At 66.1% G+C, this 18414-nt stretch carries 12 protein-coding genes and 1 pseudogene; 10 read left to right on the top strand and 3 right to left on the bottom strand.

What is annotated here, in order from left to right:
- Positions 1 to 572: 572 nt before the first annotated feature.
- Positions 573 to 1316 carry a FadR/GntR family transcriptional regulator gene (locus tag ROV95_RS13225; RefSeq protein ID WP_155029575.1) on the bottom strand — a complete coding sequence of 248 codons (744 nt, stop codon included), beginning with the start codon at positions 1314 to 1316 and terminating at the stop codon, positions 573 to 575.
- A gap of 107 nt (positions 1317 to 1423) precedes the next feature.
- Complete coding sequence (locus ROV95_RS13220; RefSeq protein ID WP_312544793.1) at positions 1424 to 4315, bottom strand: TonB-dependent receptor; 2892 nt, start codon at positions 4313 to 4315, stop codon at positions 1424 to 1426.
- A 241-nt stretch (positions 4316 to 4556) separates the two neighbouring features.
- Here ROV95_RS13220 and ROV95_RS13215 point away from each other — a divergent pair, with 241 nt between their 5' ends.
- From ROV95_RS13215 to ROV95_RS13185, 7 genes are read left to right on the top strand one after another with little or no spacing between them, the layout of a single operon-like run.
- Positions 4557 to 5996 (top strand): polysaccharide lyase 6 family protein, encoded by a 1440-nt coding sequence (locus ROV95_RS13215; protein ID WP_312544792.1) that lies wholly within the window; start codon positions 4557 to 4559, stop codon positions 5994 to 5996.
- Entirely contained in the window at positions 5993 to 8221 is a 2229-nt protein-coding gene (locus tag ROV95_RS13210; protein ID WP_312544791.1) for an oligoalginate lyase, read from the top strand. The genes ROV95_RS13215 and ROV95_RS13210 overlap by 4 nt, the downstream gene beginning before the upstream one ends.
- A complete protein-coding gene (locus tag ROV95_RS13205) occupies positions 8218 to 9522 on the top strand; it encodes an MFS transporter (protein ID WP_312544789.1) in 1305 nt (434 codons plus the stop codon). The genes ROV95_RS13210 and ROV95_RS13205 overlap by 4 nt, the downstream gene beginning before the upstream one ends.
- Positions 9523 to 9568: 46 nt before the next feature.
- Complete coding sequence (locus ROV95_RS13200; RefSeq protein ID WP_021202372.1) at positions 9569 to 10321, top strand: glucose 1-dehydrogenase; 753 nt, start codon at positions 9569 to 9571, stop codon at positions 10319 to 10321.
- Between the two features lie 14 nt (positions 10322 to 10335).
- The gene (locus ROV95_RS13195; protein WP_312544788.1) at positions 10336 to 11523 is read left to right on the top strand and encodes a GDSL-type esterase/lipase family protein; all 1188 of its coding nucleotides are present in this window, start codon (positions 10336 to 10338) and stop codon (positions 11521 to 11523) included.
- Between the two features lie 10 nt (positions 11524 to 11533).
- Positions 11534 to 12553: a sugar kinase gene (locus ROV95_RS13190; protein WP_312544787.1), complete on the top strand. Its 1020-nt coding sequence runs from the start codon at positions 11534 to 11536 to the stop codon at positions 12551 to 12553.
- A gap of 43 nt (positions 12554 to 12596) precedes the next feature.
- The gene (locus ROV95_RS13185; RefSeq protein ID WP_312544786.1) at positions 12597 to 13544 is read left to right on the top strand and encodes a DUF6708 domain-containing protein; all 948 of its coding nucleotides are present in this window, start codon (positions 12597 to 12599) and stop codon (positions 13542 to 13544) included.
- Positions 13545 to 13548: 4 nt separating this feature from the next.
- On the opposite strand, the pseudogene ROV95_RS13180 reads toward ROV95_RS13185, so the two are convergent.
- Positions 13549 to 15122: pseudogene (locus tag ROV95_RS13180) on the bottom strand (alpha/beta fold hydrolase).
- Positions 15123 to 15308: 186 nt separating this feature from the next.
- On the opposite strand from ROV95_RS13180, the gene ROV95_RS13175 reads away from it, so the two are divergent.
- The 3 genes from ROV95_RS13175 (at position 15309) to ROV95_RS13165 (ending at position 18413) form a co-directional block, all read left to right on the top strand.
- Positions 15309 to 16580, top strand: coding sequence for a hypothetical protein (locus tag ROV95_RS13175; RefSeq protein WP_312544785.1), 1272 nt, complete (start codon positions 15309 to 15311; stop codon positions 16578 to 16580).
- Between the two features lie 292 nt (positions 16581 to 16872).
- Positions 16873 to 17613 carry a DNA/RNA non-specific endonuclease gene (locus tag ROV95_RS13170; protein WP_312544783.1) on the top strand — a complete coding sequence of 247 codons (741 nt, stop codon included), beginning with the start codon at positions 16873 to 16875 and terminating at the stop codon, positions 17611 to 17613.
- Between the two features lie 104 nt (positions 17614 to 17717).
- Positions 17718 to 18413 carry an HAD family phosphatase gene (locus ROV95_RS13165; RefSeq protein WP_312544781.1) on the top strand — a complete coding sequence of 232 codons (696 nt, stop codon included), beginning with the start codon at positions 17718 to 17720 and terminating at the stop codon, positions 18411 to 18413.
- Position 18414 lies beyond the last annotated feature (1 nt).

Below are 18414 nucleotides of genomic sequence, written 5' to 3'. Positions count from 1 at the left end.
GCGGCGGCGGCCACGCCGCGCCTGCCGAAGGCGCGGCGCCCACAAGACAGGCGACCGCGTCGCGCAGCCGCAACCGGGGGCAAAGCCGAGCCGCGCACCAGCGCTCGGCATAGCGCCGGGCTTGCCGCGCATTCACCGCGTGCACCACCTTGGCCGGGGACATCCTGCGTGCATCCAGGTACACCTGGAAGCCGAGCACTGCGTGCGGGACGATGCTGGCCACGATGCGGCCGCTCCACCATAGATCCCAGCGCTCACCGCGTTGCACCCAGCCGGAGGACGCGGGGACTGCCGGGAGACCGCGAAGATCGGAGAAGGAATGCATGCAGGAAGGATACGGGCTGCCGTCGCAGGGGATGAGATTCGAATGGGCACGTAGCCGCGGCCGTGAATCGTTCAATGGAAACGCAACGGTGCAGTATGATCGCTGCCCTCTCGGCACCGGCATGCATCATTGGCATGACACATCACCGGCGATCACCCGCCGCCATGCTCAACGATGCAACAGCCATTACCCCCGGCGCTGGCCAGGTCGCGGCACGCAGACGCTCGGCCGGTGTCCGCTCCGTCGTTCAGATCCGCGTCGTGGCCAGGAACCGTTCACGATCCTGCTGCGTGCGCCGGCGGATCTCCTCCAGCGCCTGGCTTTCGGTCGCCTGCAGCATGGCCTCGAACAGGCGCTGGAAGTGATGGCGCATCGCATTGCGTGCGGCCACCGGATCACGCGCACGCAGGGCTTCGAAGATGGCCATGTGCTCGTCGGCACGGCTGGCGCCATCATCGTGGCAGACCCGGGCATAGACCTCGGTCACCCGCGGCAGTTCGCTGCGCATGCGCCAGATCTGCTGCACGAAAAATTCCACCACCGGATTGCCGGAAAGCCGTGCGATGGCCAGGTGGAACCGGCGGTCGTACTCGCCGGCTTCTGCGTCGCTCAGGTCGCGACGGCACAGCGCTTCGGCCAACGCCTGCAATTCGGCAATGCCGGCATCATCCAGATTGCTGGCAGCCAGCGCGGCAGCCTCGGCTTCGAATACCGCGCGGGCAGCGGTGAGGTCGAAGGCGCTGACATCCGGCAGCCCGCCGGACGCCTGCGTCGGGCGCGGCTTCACGTGCACGCCCGAACCGATACGGATTGCAATCCAGCCCTGTGCCTCCAGTGCAATCTCCGCTTCGCGGATGGTGACCCGGCTGACGCCAAACCGTTCGGCCAGCTCGCGCTCGCCCGGCAGCCGCGAGCCCGGCGGGAATTCGCCGTCCTCGATCAGCTTGCGGAGCTTGGCAGCGATGGTCTGGTAAAGGCGGTTGGCGGACATGCGGCTGACCCTTGGCAATTCAATTCCTTCCGGGTCCCTGCCCTGCCACCGCGGCCGGCAAGGGTCCGGTTGGAGCGACGGCGCGACCACTGGCCGCGCCGCCCTGTTCAGAACTTGTATCGTACACCGAAATACGCACGCCGCCCGTAGGTCACCACTTCGCGGAAGTTCCCATAAAGCGGCTGGTAGGCCACGCGCGGCTCGTTGGTCAGGTTCATCAACTCCAGCGACAGCGACAACTGCTTGTTCACCCGGTAGCGCAGGCGCAGGTCCACGCTGGTGTTGTCATCGTAGTAGCGGTTCTGCTGCGCGGTGTTGCCCGTGAAGTCCTGGTAGTAGTGCGAGCGGAACTTGCCGATGGCCTGGATGTTGAAGCGCCCGACGTCCCAGTAGATCGAGCCGGACAGGACGTGCCGCGAGAAGCCGCTGAGACCGGCCGGCGGCACGATCGCCGGAATGATCGTGCCATCACCGGCCAACTGCTCACCCAGCCGTGAATCCTGGGTCTGGTAGTCGGCATCGGCATAGTTGTAGCTGACCTTGAAGCCCAGCCCGTCGAACGGCTTGGGCAGGTAAGACAGTCGATGGGTGGCGGTCAGCTCGAGGCCGGTCAGCGTGCTGTCCTCGTCGGTGGTTACCTGCTGCCGCACCGGCACGGTCACGCTCTGGCCGTCGATGGTGTAGGTCTCAGGCACCAGCGCGGTGGCGGTGCCGCCGTTGAACTGCTTCCAGTACACCGCGCCGGCCAGCATCGTGTCCGGGTTCGGGTACCACTCCAGGGAGAGGTCACCGTTCCAGGACATCAGCGGCTGCGCAGCGGGGTTGCCGCTGGCACTGATGTCATCCAGCGCGTCGGCCAGATTGCCGTAGGTGGCATCACTACTGACGTTGATGGTGCGCCCGGCGCCCAGCGCGGCGATGTCCGGCCGTGACATAGCGCGGTATGCACCGACCCGCAGCAGTACGTCCGGGCGCAGTTCGAAGGCCGCGTTGAGGCTGGGCAGCAGCTTGTCGTTGCCCGCCTTGAACACCTGCGTGCTGTACGCACCGGTGGGTTGCAGGCGGATCGTGCCGTCACCGTTGTCCTCGATACGCAGCCCCGTACGCACGCCTTCGGAGCGAACGTCGGTCTTGACCCAGCGCAGGCCCAGGTTGCCGGTCACCGGCAAGCCGAACAGGCTGCTGCTGAACTCACCCATCAGATAGAGCGCGCGTGTCTTCTCGGTGATATCGACATTGTTCGGATCCTGGAAACCCGGATCCAACCCGCTGTCGAGGCTGCCACGGAACGACTGGTACAGGCAGTCCGGATCGAAGTACGCCCACGAGGAGATCGTGTTGCCGCTGGCGGCATCCATGAAGTCATCCTGCGGGAACGGCGCACGGCAGGCCTGGTTGGCGGCGATGATCTTCGCCTTGTCGGCCGCCACGCGCTGGTCGTAGTCGGTTACCAGGGTGTTGTCGCGCAGGCGGTAGTCGGCCTGGCTGGCACGCACGCCACCCTTGATGCGGGTGAAGAAACCGGACTCGGGCATGAAGCTGGCATCGAAGCGGCCGGCCTTGATCCTGTGGTCGTTCTCCGTTGCGCTGGACGTGACGCGCGCCGCGCCGGTGTAGGCGTCCCAGTTGTTGGGGTCGAAGTTCGGCGCCAGTGCAACACTGGGCACTTCGCCGCGCCAGTCCCAGTCATAGTCTACGTAGCCGGTGGCACCACTGCTGATGCCCGGCACGATGGCATTGTTGACGTCGCGCTGGTTGGCGCGCAGGCGGGTCATGCGCTCGCTGTCGAGGCGATTGGTGTGCGAGTACGAAAGATCGGTGGACAGTTCCCAGGCCGGGGTCGGTCGCAGGATCAGGTTCAGGCCACCCCCGGTGTATTCCTCGCCACGCCAGTAGCGGTTTGAGGTGGAATCAATCGAGGTGCTGCCATGCAGGTGGCGCACGATGCCGTCCTCGTCCACCTCGCGCCGGGTGATGCCACGGCGGGCGTTGGACAGGCTCAGGTCGCTGCGGTTCTCGTACCAGTTGCGCTCGGTGTGTTCGAAGTCGAGGTTCACTTCAACCACGTCACTGGGCCGCCACTGCAATGCGGCGAACTCGCTCTGCCGGTCGTTGCGCTCCTGCTTGAGCCGGTAGATGCGGCTGCTGGGCACCAGGTAATAAGGTGCGCCGTTGGCGATGACCTGCGCGGACACTTCATTGCAGTTGGCATTGCTCACGTTCTGCGTTCCATCGCAGGCATACCAGGTGGAACCGCTGGTGATGCTCTCTTCCGGGTCGGTGCCATCCAGGCGCTGGAAGCCCAGCGAGATGCCCAGCTTCTGCCCGTTGCCGAACTCGAACTGGTCGATGTAGCTGGCGGTGCCGCGATAGCCGATGCCGTCGTCGTCGCGGTACTTCTTGTCATACTCGGCCCAGCTGCCACGCAGATCGATCTGCGCCGCCCGCTTGCCGTACTCCAGTGGGCGCACTGTTTCCAGGCCGATGGTGCCGGCCACGCCGCCTTCGATGATGTCGGCGCGCTGGGTCTTGTAGATGGCCACCGTATTGATCAGCTCGGCGGGGAACATGTTGAAGTTCACCGAGCGGTCGCCACTGCCGTTGGTGATCTCGCGGCCATTGAAGTTGGTGCTGCTGAGGAAGGCGCCCAGGCCACGGATGGAGATTTCCGAGGCCCCGGTCTTGTCGCGGGTCGAGGCGGCGCCGGCCAGGGTCTCGATCGCGTCGGCCAGCGAGGGCGCCGGCAGGTCGCCGATGTCATCGGCCGAGAGCACGTCGGCAATGACGGTGTCGTCGCGCTTCTTGTTGATCGAACTCTGCATCGATTCGCGGATGCCGGTGACCTGCACCTGGTCCAGCGTGGTGGGATCCTGCCCTGCCGCGTCCTTGCCGGATTGCGCGTGGGCAGCGGGCAGGCCAGCAAATGCGGCAAGCAGCGCCACGATCAGGGGTGTAGGGGACAACGAGATGCTGTGCACTGCTAAGGCGGGTCGCCGCATGGTTTCCTCCTCCCAAAGGATCGCCTGCATGCCAGGCGTGGGACGCAGCTTCGGCACGGCGACATGAAAATGTCAACCAATTGGTATGCGATTGTTCAAATGCCTTTTATCCATACCAGGTGATCGCAATTTAATGTGCTCATGCAGCATGACTTTGCGCGAAAGCTGGCTTACAACAGACCTGAAAGTGGTATGCAGGCCCACCCTGAAACGACGGCCCGGCCGTCCCTGGAAGGATTTCATGCGCATTCATTCGCTGGCGCGTCACCGATCCAATGGTTCATGGCTGTTTTGCCTGACCACTGGTCTGGCAATGTGCCTGACCACTCCAGCAGCAAGTGCAGCCAGCTGGCTCGTCCACGATGTCGCGGAGTTCGCTACCGCCGCCTCGGCACTGCAGCCCGGCGATGAGATCTTGCTGGCTGACGGCACCTGGACCGACGCCCGGCTGCTGCTGAAGGGCCAGGGCACGGCGGATGCCCCGATCGTGCTGCGCGCGCAGACCGCCGGCAAGGTCATCTTCAGCGGGCGCTCGGACCTGCGCCTGGCGGGGAGCTACCTGCAGGTGTCCAACCTGGTGTTCCGCAGCGGCTATGCGCCGGGTGATGCGGTGGTGGCGTTCCGCGAATCCAGCAAGGCGGTGGCCAGCCACAGCCGGGTGACTGGCCTGGTGATCGACGACTACACCAACCCCGATGCCAGCGACCAGGACTACTGGGTGTCGCTGTATGGCAGCCACAATCGGTTGGACCACAGCCAGCTGCGCGGCAAGACCAATGCGGGACCCACAGTCGTGGTGGTGCGCGATGCAACCCAGGGTCTGGACAACCAGCACCGCATCGACCACAACTGGTTCGGGCCGCGCCCGGCGCTGGGCGTCAATGGCGGCGAAACCCTCCGCGTCGGCACCAGCGACAGCTCACTGAGCGATTCCAACAGCACGGTGGAGAACAACTGGTTCGAAGGCTGCGACGGCGAGACCGAGATCATCAGCAATAAGTCCGGCGGCAACACCTACCGCGGCAACGTGTTCTATCGTTCCGCCGGAGCACTCACCCTGCGCCATGGCAACGGCAACCGGGTGATCGACAATGTCTTCCTCGGCGATGACAAGGCCGGCACCGGCGGCGTACGCATCATCGACGCCGACCAGACCGTCAGCAACAACTACTTTGAACGGCTGGCCGGGTCCAGCAACCGTTCGGCACTGGCGGTGATGGATGCGCAGGCCAATCCGCCGCTGTCCGGCTATGCGCCGGTGGTGAATGCCGCGATCAGCCGCAACACCTTCGTGGACGTGGCGAAGATCAGTTTCGGCGTCGGCCATGATGAGGCGAAGGGCATCGTGGTGGCCGCCAGCAACAGCCGCTTCACCGGCAACCTGATCGTCAACCGCGACAACCGGAATCCGCCCACTGCCGCCAGTTCGCTGGCCGGCATCGACTTCAGCGGCAACGTGCAGTCGCCGGCAGCCAGCGCCGTGTTCCCGGGGGGCATAGAGGGCCGTGGCGTCAGCCTGCAGCAGGCTGCCAGCGGACTGTGGGTGGCCACGTCTGCCCTGCCCGCCGTGGGCGCCGATCCTGCCTTGGCGATGACCGCGCGCGAGGCGACCGGCGTCGCCTGGTATCCCAAGGTGGGCGAAGTTGCCCTGTCACGCACCCGCACTGGAGTTGATCGATGAGGTTGCAGCCGCTGTTCGTTTCCCTGGCTTTGGCCGCCCCCTTCGCCCTGCTGCCGAGCGCATCGCTGTTCGCAGCCCCCACTGCTGCCGTGCGACAGGCCGAAGCCGCGCCGGTGCTGGTCACCGCCGCACAATGGCAGCAGATGGCCAGCGAAGGCCGCCGCTACCCGTGGTTTGCCAAAGAGCAGGCACGCACCGAGGCAACGCTGAAGAAGATGATGAAGGCCGGTATCGACGTGCCGGTGCCCAAGGACAAGGGCGGCGGGCGCACCCATGAACAGCACAAGCGCAACTACCAGGCGCTGCTGGCGGCGGGCACGCTGTACCGGCTGACCGGCGACAGGGCCTACGTGGACTATGCGCGCGACATGCTGCTGCAGTATGCCCAGCTCTACCCTACGCTGGGCCCGCACCCGGAAGGCCGTGGGCAGATCCCCGGGCGCGTGTTCTGGCAGGTGCTCAACGATTCGGTATGGCTGGTCAACGCCATCCAGGGCTACGACGCGATCCGCGACGCGCTGTCCGCCGAGGACCGCGACACCATCGAATCGAAGGTGTTCCGGCCAATGGCCGAGTTCCTCGTCAGCGAGCCGAAGAACTATGACCAGATCCACAACCACGCCACCTGGGCGGTGGCCGCCACCGGCATGACCGGCTACGTGCTGCGCGACCCTGAGCTGGTGGAGAAATCCCTGCGCGGCAGTCGGAAGGACGATCAATTCGGCTTTCTTCGGCAGATCGACCTGCTGTTCTCGCCCGATGGTTACTACGAGGAAGGCCCCTACTACCAGCGCTATGCACTGGCGCCGTTCCTGCTGTTCGCCAATGCCATCGAACGCAACGAACCGCAGCGGAAGATCTTCGCGCGCCGCGACGGCGTGCTGTTGAAGGCCGTGGATGTGCTGGTGCAGTCCAGCTACAACGGCTTGTTCTTCCCGATCAACGACGCCATCCTGGACAAGGGCATCGACACCGAAGAGCTGGTGGCCGGCATCGGCATCGCCTATGCGCGTACCGGTGATGACCGCCTGCTGTCCGTGGCCCAGCAGCAGAAGCGCCTGCTGTTGTCACCCGAAGGGCTGGAGGTGGCGCAGGCGGTGGCGGCGAACAAGACCAGGCCCTTCGACTATCGGCCGATGCTGCTGCGCGATGGCCCCGACGGCGATCGCGGCGGCCTGGCGATCCTGCGCATGAACGGCGAACGCGGCCAGGCGCTGGTGCAGAAGGACACGATGCAGGGCATGGGCCATGGCCACTTCGACAAGCTCAACTGGCTGTTCTACGACAACGGCAATCCAGTGGTGACCGACTACGGCGCGGCCCGCTTCCTCAACGTGGAAGCCAAGCGCGGCGGCATCTACCTGGCCGAGAACCGCAGCTGGGCCAAGCAGACCGTGGCGCACAACACCCTGGTGGTGGACGAGCAGAGCCACTTCAAGGGCGACTGGAAACGCGGCGAGGAACACGCGCCGCAGGTGCGCTTCTTCCAGGCCGATGCCGATACCCAGATTGCCTCGGCAACGATGCGCGACGCCTACCCCGGCGTGGTGTTCACCCGCACCCAGGCGCTGCTGCGCCATCCCGACCTGGGCCTGCCGGTCGCGCTGGACCTGCTGCAGGTGCACGGCGGCAAGGCCGCGCGCTACGACCTGCCGCTGCACTTCAACGGCCACATCGTCACCACCGGCTTCGAAGCCGAACACTTCCCCGCCCAGCGCCCGGTGCTGGGCAAGGACAACGGCTACCAGCACCTTTGGCTGGATGCACGCAGCAAACCCGGCAGCGAGCCGCGGTCGCTGGCATGGCTGCTGGACGGGCGCTTCTACACCTACCGCTTCGGCAGCAGTGCGCCGGCACAGGCGCTGCTGGTGGAAAGCGGCGCAAACGATCCGGAATTCAACCTGCGCCGCGAACCGGCCCTGCTGCAGCGCGTGGACGGACAGAAGGACGTGACCTTCTTCAGCGTGCTGGAGCCGCACGGCGAGTACAACGGCACCGCCGAATACGTGCACGGCGCGGACAGCCGCATCAAGGACATCGTGCGCAGCCGGGGCAACGATGCCGAGGTGATCGAGCTGCGCCTGGCCAGCGGTGCACGAATCGCCCTCGGCGTGGCCGACGACAGCAGCGCCAAGGGCGAGCACAGCGTGAGCGTGGACGGCCATGCCTACCGCTGGAGCGGCAGCCATGCACGCATGGACCGCAGCAAGGTTGACGGCAAATGAACGGCCCTGCGGTGGTGGCCAACCTGCGCAAGGTGCCGGTACGGTCGGCCGTGCGCTGGCTGATCGTGGGCCTGATCGCCGTGGCCACGGTGATCAACTACATCGACCGCAACGCACTGGCGGTAATGTGGCCGGAAATCGCCAGGGAAGTGGGCGCGACCAAGGATGACTACGCCCTGCTGGTGACGGTGTTCATGCTGTTCTACGCCGCTGGCCAGTTCCTGTTCGGGCGCCTGTTCGACATGATCGGCACGCGCCTGGGTTTCGCCCTGTCGATCAGCGTGTGGTCGATCTCCATCGCCCTGCACGCGATCACCCATTCGATGCTCTCCTTCAGCCTGGTGCGGGCGATGCTCGGCATCAGCGAAGCCGGGGCGTGGCCGGGCGCGGTCAAGGCCAATGCCGAGTGGTTCCCGGCGCGCGAGCGCGCATTGGCGCAAGGCGTGTTCAACGCCGGCGCGTCGATCGGCGCGATCGTCTCCGCGCCGGCCATCGCCGGCCTGTACCTGTGGCTTGGCTGGCGCGGCACCTTCGTGCTGGTCGGTGCGATCGGCTTCCTGTGGCTGCTGCCTTGGCTGTTTGTCTACCGCGCCGGGCCGGACAAACACCCATGGGTGAGCGATGCCGAGCACCGGCTGATCCAGGAAGACCAGGCCGGGCAACAGGCGGTGGTGGCGCCGAAGGCCAGCGTACGTTCGCTGCTGGCCCATCGGCAGAGCTGGGGCATGCTGGCCTGCCGCTTCCTGCTCGACCCGATCTGGTGGCTGTTCGTGTCCTGGCTGCCGATCTATCTGGCTGAAACCTTCGGCTTCGACATCAAGCAGATCGGCCTGTTCGCCTGGGTGCCGTTTGTCGGCGCGATGCTGGGCAGCCTCAGCGGTGGTTGGCTGTCCGGGCGGATGATCCGCGCCGGGCACAGCGTGGACCGCGCCCGCAAGCTGTCCATAACGCTGGGCTGCGTGGTCATGGCTCCTGCCCTGCTGGGTGCCGTGCTGGCCAACCAGCCGCTGCTGGCGGTGCTGGCAATCGCTGCGGTGCTGTTCGGCTTCCAGGTGGCCATCGGCAACATCCAGACCCTGCCGGGCGACCTGTTCGACGGCCGCTCGGTGGGCACGCTGGCAGGCCTGGGTGGCCTGGCCGCCGTGGCCGGCACCTTGATCACCACCTGGCTGGTGCCGGTGCTGACCCGCCACTCCTATGCGCCGATCTTCATCCTCGTCGCCGCCCTGGTGCCGCTGTCGCTGGCCGCGCTGTGGTGGTGGACCGGCCCGATCCACAAGCTCGACCGCCGCGCCGGCTGAGCCTGCATCTCTCTTCAATTCCCCCGCAAACCAAGGAGTTTTCCGCATGTCGTTCCAGGACAAGGTGGCCATTGTCACCGGCGGTGGCCGCGATATCGGTCGCGCTGTTTCGATCAAGCTGGCTGCCGCCGGTGCACGCGTCTGCATCAACTACGCCAATGATGAAGCCAGTGCCCAGGAAACGCTGGCACAGATCCGTGCGGCCGGTGGCCAGGCCATCGTGCACCGTGCCGACGTCACCGACGCCACGGCCGTCGCCGGCCTGGTCGCTGCGGCACAGGCCGCGTTCGGCGAGCGCATCGACCTGCTGGTGAACGTGGCCGGTGGCATGGTGCAGCGCCGGCCGCTGGCCGACATCGACCCGGCGTTCTTCCACACCGTGATGGACCTGAACCTCACCTCGACCTACCTGACCACGCACGCGGTGGTGCCGCACATGCGCGAAGGCGCGGCCATCGTCAACTTCGCCTCGCAGGCCGGTCGTGATGGTGGCGGCCCGGGCGCATCGATCTACGCCACCGCCAAGGCGGCGGTGATGACCTTCACCCGCGCCATGGCCAAGGAGCTGGGGCCGAAGGGTATCCGGGTGAACGCACTGTGCTGCGGCATGATCGCCACCCGCTTCCACGATGAATTCACCAAGCCGGAAGTACGCACGGCCGTTGCCGGCGCCACCCCGTTGCGCCGCCAGGGAGCACCGGACGAAGCCGCTGACGCCGCTGTATTCCTGGCCTCGGATGCGGCGGCGTTCATTACCGGTGCGAATCTGGACGTCAACGGCGGCACCTACTTCTCCTGACTGGAATCCTGCCCATGCAGCGCTGGACACTTCTGTTTTCATTGACGCTCTGCTCCGCCATGACGGCGCCCGCTGCGTGGGCCGCACCCGTGTGGGTCACTGCCTGGACGGCCGCGCCCGCGCCCGACCGCAAGGACGGAACGTCCGATGCGCCGGTTCAGTTCGCCGCGCAGACCGTGCGCCAGGACATGCGTGTCAGCAGCCGTGGCGATGCGCTGCGGCTGCGCATCAGCAACGAGCTCGGCACGGCGCCGCTGCGGGTCGAGGACCTGCGCGTGGGAGTGAAGAACGGCAAGGCCGCACCGCTGCCGGTAACGGTGGATGGCCGCGCGGTCATCGAGGTGCCGGTCGGAGCCGCGCTGCTGAGCGACCCGGTGCGGATGCCGGTGGCGGCGCTGCAGGAGATCAGCGTGAGTGCCTATTTCCCGCAGCCCACCCGCCCCGCCGTGCGCCGCACCGAGCTGCGGGTCGCAGATGGCAGGCAGACAGCCGTCGCCGACAGCGTGCGGCTGAGCTACCAGCAGAACGTGTTCTCGGCAGTGATGGTGCAGCGTGATGATCGTCCCCAGGTAATCGTGGCGCTGGGCGATTCCATCACGGAAGGCGCCACCGCACGTCGCGGCACCTTCAACCAGTGGCCGGAGCGGTTGGCGCAGCGCCTGCAGCAGGCCTGCCCGAACCGGTTCGTGGTACTCAACCAGGGCATCAGCGGCAACAAACTGCTTGACCATGGCCGCAGCCACAGTGCGCTGTCTCGATTGGATCGCGATGTGATCGCCGTGGCCGATGCCGATCAGGTGATCCTGTTCGAAGGCATCAATGACATCCGCTACGGCGGTGGCGCGCAGCCGCTGCCTGGACGCAGTGCGGCGGACATGCTGCTGGGCTATCAACAGGTTGCGGCGCGGCTGCATGCGCACGGCATCCGCGCTTGGCTGGGTACGTTGACCCCGTTCGGCGGTTCCGAGCGCTACGAGCCCGTGTCCGCCGCCACCCGCACCACGATCAACCAGTGGGCACGCAGCGGCAACAGCGGCTTCGACGGCATCATCGATTTCGATGCCGCGCTGCGTGACCCGAAGGCAGCCGAATCGCTGCCCGACGAGATCACCCGCGACCATCTGCACCCCAACGACGAAGGCTACCGGCGCATGGCCGATGCCATCGATCTGCGCATGCTGGGCTGCACTGCCCCCGAGTGAGAGAGAACCGATGAGCCACGTCGTTTGTTTCGGTGAGTTGCTGCTGCGCCTGGGCGCACCCGGTCGTGAACTGCTGCTGCAGACGCCGCAGCTGCAGGTTCACGTGGGGGGCGCCGAGGCCAACGTAGCGGTCTCGCTGGCATGCCTCGGCCACGATGTGCAGATGGTCAGCACGGTACCCGGCAACGCGCTGGGCCGGCATGCCGTGGCCGAGCTGCGGCGGCATGGCGTGGGCGTGGCCGCCGTGCGTGAAGTGGCGGGTGACCGCATGGGCCTGTACTTCCTGGCGACCGGTGCGGTGCAGCGCGCCAGTGAAGTGGTGTATGACCGGGCCGGTTCTGCATTCGCAAACAGCAATGCCAGTGACCATGCGTGGCCCGCCCTGCTGTCCGGCGCGCACCTGTTGCATGTCTCGGGCGTGAGTCCGGCGCTGGGCGCCAACGTGGCCGAGTCGGTGCTGGGTGCGGTGCGTGCGGCTCGCGCGGCCGGTGTGCAGGTGTCCTTCGACGGCAATTATCGTCCGTCACTGTGGCGACGCTGGGATGGCGACGCAGCGGCGATCCTGCGCGAGGTCTTCGCCGAGGCCGACATTGTCTTTGCCGATCATCGGGACATCGAACTGGTGCTGGGGCTGCACTTCGCGCAGGACGATGCGGTCGCCCGAACCGGGGCCGCTGCGGCCGCTGCCTTTGCCGCGTTCCCGCACCTGCGGTGGCTGGCCTGCACCCAGCGCGAGGTGATCAGCGCCGACCATCACGTGCTCGGCGCGCTGCTGCTGGGACGCGATGGAACCCGCGCGCAGGCCGCTCCGAGGCCGCTGCCCGGCATCGTTGATCGCATCGGCGGTGGCGATGCCTTTGCCGCCGGCATCCTGCACGGATTGCTGTCCGGGCTGGACGCAGAAAGCACCGTGCGCTTCGGACTGGCCGCAGGCGCGTTGAAGCACGCCATTCACGGCGACTTCAGCCCTGCTCGCGAAGCTGAAGTCGGGGCACTGATGGAGAGCCACCCGTTCGACGTTCGTCGCTGATCTTCCCCCAGGAGAATCCCGCTAGAATCCAACGGGCGCTGGAATGGCGCAGGGATCGCCCATGGATTACACCGGATACACGCGCAAGTTTCCCAACAACCGCCCGCTGAATGCGTTTGAACGCGAGCACCGCCTGCTGCAGAAGAAGCGGCTGGATGTCGTGCCGTTGGCGCAGCTGTGCGTGGTGAAGATGAATTCGAACGGCCTGGTTTCGGTGGATCGCTGGTTCGCCGCGCATGGCTTTGCAGCCCTGCTGGGCGCGATCGGCATTGCCTTTGGGCTGGGCGGCATGCTGATGCTGCTCTGGTTGCTGATCGTGAACAGGCTACCCAACGAAAACGGCCTGTGGGAGGCGATATTCATCGGCATGGCGATGCTGGCCGCCTTCACTGCAGCGAGCATCTGGGTGGCTTGCCTCGAGCTGTTCCGCTGGACCTACTATCCGATCGCGCTCGATCGCAAGCACCGGCAGATACACGTGTTCCGGCTGGATGGCACCACCCTCAGCGTGCCCTGGGACCGGGTCCATTTCACGCTTGGCCGCGGAACCGGAACCTTCGGATGGTACAACTGGGATGTCCGCGGACTGACCCTGGACGCGGATGGCGTGACAGTACGGGAGACGTTCGCGTTCTGCATCGCGACCTCCCGCATCGAGAACGCGCATGCCCACTGGGAGTTCCTGCGGCGCTACATGGAAGAAGGACCGGCAGCCGTCGTGGACGCGGTGCACTACTGCATGCCGCTGGACGGCAAGCGCGAGAGCTTCGCGTCCGGCAAGGAGCGCATCTTCGCCGAAGACGCGCAGCTCCCGGGTTTCATGTGGCTCACGATGCTGCCACTCAACTACCTGCACACGATCATGCGCTGGGTGGTGATGCAGACCAGCAGGATTCCGCGGTTTCCACCGGACATCGAGGCGCGCCTGACACCGGACGCCGGTGATCCCTGTGTCCGCGACGCTTCTATGAATCCACCGGACCTGCGATGACCCATCAGTGCAAAGGCAGCTTCAGTACCGACGGCGCGTTCGCAGGTGAACTGAAGGTTACCGTGCCACCCAACTGGCTGATGCCCGCATAACGCAGGTCCACCGTGTCCACCACCAGGGTCAGGCGACTGCCGGCCGGCACCTCCCAGCTGCTGGCCTCCAGCCGCAGGTCGATAGTCTTCGCCTGCCCCGGCGTGGCACCCCGCAGCGTATAGGGCTTGTGACTGATCAGCTGGCCATTGCCCAGCACGTCCTCGGCATAGAGATAGGCATACAACGTGGTGTCGGCGCGGCTTGTCGTGACCGTCATCCGCACTTCCGGCGCGCCATCCAGACGGCGCGCACTCCAGTAGATCGGCCCTTGCCAGACTCCCGCGGCGTTGCGTCCGACGAACGGCACATACGCGCCCGGTGGCAGGTTGATCATCTGCAGCGCGCCGGACGCCATCACCACGCCGGAGTTGGCGGCCGTCAGCAGGCCGCTGCCGATGCGGTAGCTCCAGCCGGTGCCGCCACCGTTCGCCACCAGTCCACCGGTGGGTTGTAACAGCCCGCTCGGCGGGTCAGCCCGTAGCTGACCGCGCCCGTCCGGGTAGCCTGCCAGTCCGGATAGTAGCTCCAGCTGCCCTTCTGCGACTTCAGCTGCACCGTCGCCTGGCGGTCGATTCCATTGGTCACCCCCTTCAGGTAGTGGTCGAACCAGTCGCCCGCGGCGGCATACACCTCATTGGGAATACCGAAAGCGCCAAGGGCCTCGTTGAGGGCGTGGTCGCCATGGCGCAGCTGCAGCTGCTTGGGACCCTTCAAACGGTTGAAGAAGTCCACCAGCTGGCCCGGCGGGAACAGGCTGTCGTTGAAGGCGTTGGCCAGGAATACCGCTGGCTGGTTGGCGTTGATCTCATCGATGCTGGACCCGGGGCTGCGCTGCGCCGCTACCGGCAACAGCGAGTCCACCGCGCCCTGGTAGTTGCCGACCAGCACATTGCGATTGATGGTGGACAGCTCCGGTCCCGGGCGACCGGTGGCCAGGCCCGCGGCAACCAGCAGCGCGATGCCCTGCGCGCTGGGGGTGTCGTTGCTGTACAGCGAGGCCTGCAGGTCGGCCCAGCCGCTCAGTGCAGCCACTGCCTTGATGCGCGGATCGCGTGCCGCCGCCAGCAGACTGGTGCCGGCCCCATAGGAGATGCCCGATACGCCGATTCGTGACGGGTCGGCGCGGGTGTTGTCCAGCGCCCAGTCAATCAGCGCACTGACGTCCTCGACCGTGGCCGGCCCGGCGATGTCGATGCTGCCGCCGGACTCCCAGAAGCCACGCGAACTATAGCTGATGACCACATAGCCGCGCCGGGCCAGTGACTGCGCCACGCCCACGTATTCCACGCTGGGCACCGCCCAGCTGCTGGGCATCACCAGCAAGGGATACAGCCCGCTGCCCGCGTCCTGCGGTTCGATGACGAAAGCCCCGAGAGGCGTTCCATCCCAGCTGGGAATGGTGCGATGGGTGGTCTTGACCGTGGCCGCCCAGGCGGTGGGCGCCAGCCCGGTCAGCAGGATCAACAGCAGCACTACCTTGCGCATCGTGGTCTCTCCCCGTCGATGGTGGTGCAACGGATCGGACCGTACCAGTGCGAATGGTGGGTGGCACCTTGCGACGCAGCATGGCGTTTGCTGCATTGTCGAAGGCTTGGATCGATGCTATGACGGGGTACTTCCCAAGGATGGACAGATACCATGAGGCCCCGGCCACTCTCACTTGCCGCCCTGATGCTGGGTGCAGTCGGCCCCGTGTCTGCGGAAGGACCCGCGCTGGCCGACGTCGCCGCCGGCGCAGTTTTTGAAGAGGCGGAAGCGCTGTGCCAGGCCGACAACGGTCGACTCTGGGGAGCGTCGCTGTGTGGGCCGATGATGCTGGTAGACCGGACCAGTCGACGGGTCACGGCATCCCATGCAGATGCACAGGGCCGCCTGCAGGTACGTGGAAAGGTCTTCGTCGGCCAGCTTCCGCCGGACGCGATCATCGCCAACACCGCCGTCGAATGGTCCGGCACCCGATGGACGCAGCTGCTCTGGCCGCTGCCACAGGACGAAAGCCGGCGACGCACGCTGATGGCCCACGAGATGTTCCATCGCCTGCAACCCGCATTGTCGATAGAAACGCCGGCAGAAGGCGGCAATGAGCACCTCGACACGCTCGAAGGTCGCTATTGGCTGCAGCTGGAATGGCGTGCACTTGCCGCCGCACTGTCCGCAACCGACCCCGGCGCACAGCGCTACGCGATGAACGATGCGCTCGCGTTCCGTGCTAAGCGTTACCGTCACTTCCCAGCCGCCTCCCGGGACGAGGCCGCGCTGGAGTTGAATGAAGGCCTGGCCGAGTACACCGGCGTTCTCGTCGGCAATCCAACTCGCGCTGCGCGCATCGAAGCTGCACTTCATGACCTTCGCGCCCATGTGGGTGATCACAGCTTCGTCCGTTCGTTCGCCTACGCGACCGGCCCGGCCTATGGCCTGCTGCTGGACCAGGTTGCGCCCGGATGGCATCGCAATCTTGTCCACCCCGCCCGGGATCTCGGTTCACTTCTGGCAGAGCGCACGCACACCACTCCACTCACCGACGAAGCTGCACTGCTCACCACAGCAGCGCGTTATGACGGGCCTGCGCTGCGCGAAACGGAAGTGCAGCGGGAACAGCAGCGCCTTGCGCAGCTTGAACGCAACCAGGCCCGCTTTGTAACCGGCCCGGTACTGCGGCTGGATCTTCGCAGCATGCGCATCCAGTTCGACCCAGGCAACATGCAGCCGTTGCCTGGCAGCGGCACGGTGTATCCCACGATGCGGCTGAGCGACGTATGGGGAACGTTGACGGTCACCGACGGAGCGTTGATGCGGAACGACTGGAAGGCCGTGTTCGTGCAGGCGCCTGCATCGGGCGAACTGCCCCTGCAGGATCATGGATGGACGCTGAGCCTGGCGCCCGGATGGTCGCTGGTACCTGGAGCGCGCCGCGGCGACTACGTGTTGCGGGCACAGCCCTGAGCCTGGTGGCGAAGGGGACCGCCCCGCCCTAGCACGCGCGCATGTCACCCACGCGCCGTGTGATCTGACACCTCTCCAGTGCTTGCGGGCGGTCACAGCTTCGTCTTTTCGTCGTTGACCGAAACGCGACAGCTTGTGACGCTTACGACACCGCAAGGCCTGCATGGCCCCACCCGTGCGGTCACGTCCTACCGCAATCCGTAGCACCCGACTCCGCAACGTCTCCACATGACCTCGCTCCGGCACGGTCGTGGCGGACGGCTGCGCCCTGAACTTCTGCTGGAGAACCGCAATGCGCCTTGCAAGCTTCTTCTTCGCGTTCGTCCTCAGTGCCTTCGCCAGCGCTGCCCAAGCCCAGGTCGTCACTCTCAACAAGGGCGGCTTCGTGCTCACCTACGACTGCAGCATCCACAGCGCCACCCGCTACGAATACACCCTGACCGCAGACACCGGTTCGGCCGCGCGCCCGTCCAGCTTCTACAAGGATCCGGACCTGCCGGCAGGCTGCCTCGGCCAGACCAGCACCGCCTCCTACGCCAGCATCACGTCCGGCTATGACCGGGGTCATCTGGTGACGTCCAATCACATGGACTACAACGCGACCTACATCCGCCGCGCCAACTACATGACCAACATCGTTCCGCAGGTCTCCAGCTTCAACCAGGGCATCTGGGTGAAGGCCGAGAACGTGGCCGAGTGCTACCGTGACATCGCACCGGTGGATGTCTATGGTGGCGTGGTCTACGGCGACGCCGCCAACGACTATTTCCTTTCCAGCCACGGCATCCCAACGCCGGAGTTCTTCTGGAAGACGATCATCACCCGTGATCCGAACACTGGCACGGCCAAGGCGATCAGCTGGATCATTCCCAACGAAGCCAATCTGGGCAGCCTCGACAGCTACCTGGTGACCATCGCCGATCTGGAGGAGCTGTTGGGTGCGAGCTACGTTGCAATCAACGCACCGGCCTCGCTGAAGAACATGCTGCCGGCCAGCACCTGGCCGCAGCCGGCGGGGTGTGATCTGGGCTGACCGGTCTGCCGGGAATGGGTGGCACCCGGTCCGGGTGCCACGCAAGGATGGCTGTGGGAAAATGGCGGGCAATTGCACCACCGCATTGCCCCCTGGAGCTGTAGATGTCCCGTCTTCCCTTCGATGCCGTGCTGTTCGACTGCGACGGCGTACTCGTCGATTCCGAGCCGCTGGTCGCCCGCGTTCTCTCGGAAATGCTGACCGCACGCGGCTGGCCGCTGACCCCGGCGCAGGCGGGTGAAGTCTTCCTCGGGCAGTCCGTGGCCCATCTGGCAGGGCTGATCGCAGAGCGCACCGGCAAGCCGTTCACCGAGGAATGGCTGGAGGAGTTCCGCCAGCAGCGCAACCGGGCGCTGGAACGGGATCTGGAGCCGATCCGGGGGGCGCCCGAGGCCGTGCGTGCGATCGCCGCAGCGACCGGTGGCCGCATTGCCTGCGCGTCCGGTGCCGACCTGATCAAGGTGAAACTGCAGCTGGGCAAGGTCGGCATCCTCGATGCATTCGGCGACCACGTCTACAGCGGCCAGGACATGCCGAACACCAAGCCGCACCCGGACGTCTATCTGGCGGCCGCTGCCGCGCTGGGTGTGGATCCGAAGCGCTGCGCGGTCATTGAAGACACCGTGACCGGCGCGACCGCCGGCGTGGCGGCAGGTGCCACCGTGTTCGGCTTCAGCGAGGGCGGCCCGCACCACAGCACACCCGAAGCTCTGCGCGCGGCCGGTGCCCAGGTGATCTTCCAGCGCATGGAAGATCTTCCCGCACTGCTGGCGGCCTACGCCGCCGACGCTGCCGCCTGAC

The sequence above is a fragment of the Stenotrophomonas maltophilia group sp. msm1 genome, from assembly GCF_032025805.1.
In the GTDB taxonomy this organism is placed as follows: Bacteria; Pseudomonadota; Gammaproteobacteria; order Xanthomonadales; family Xanthomonadaceae; genus Stenotrophomonas; species Stenotrophomonas hibiscicola.
The sequence above is the reverse complement of the archived record's forward strand: the minus strand, read 5'-3'. Positions and strand labels throughout refer to the sequence as shown.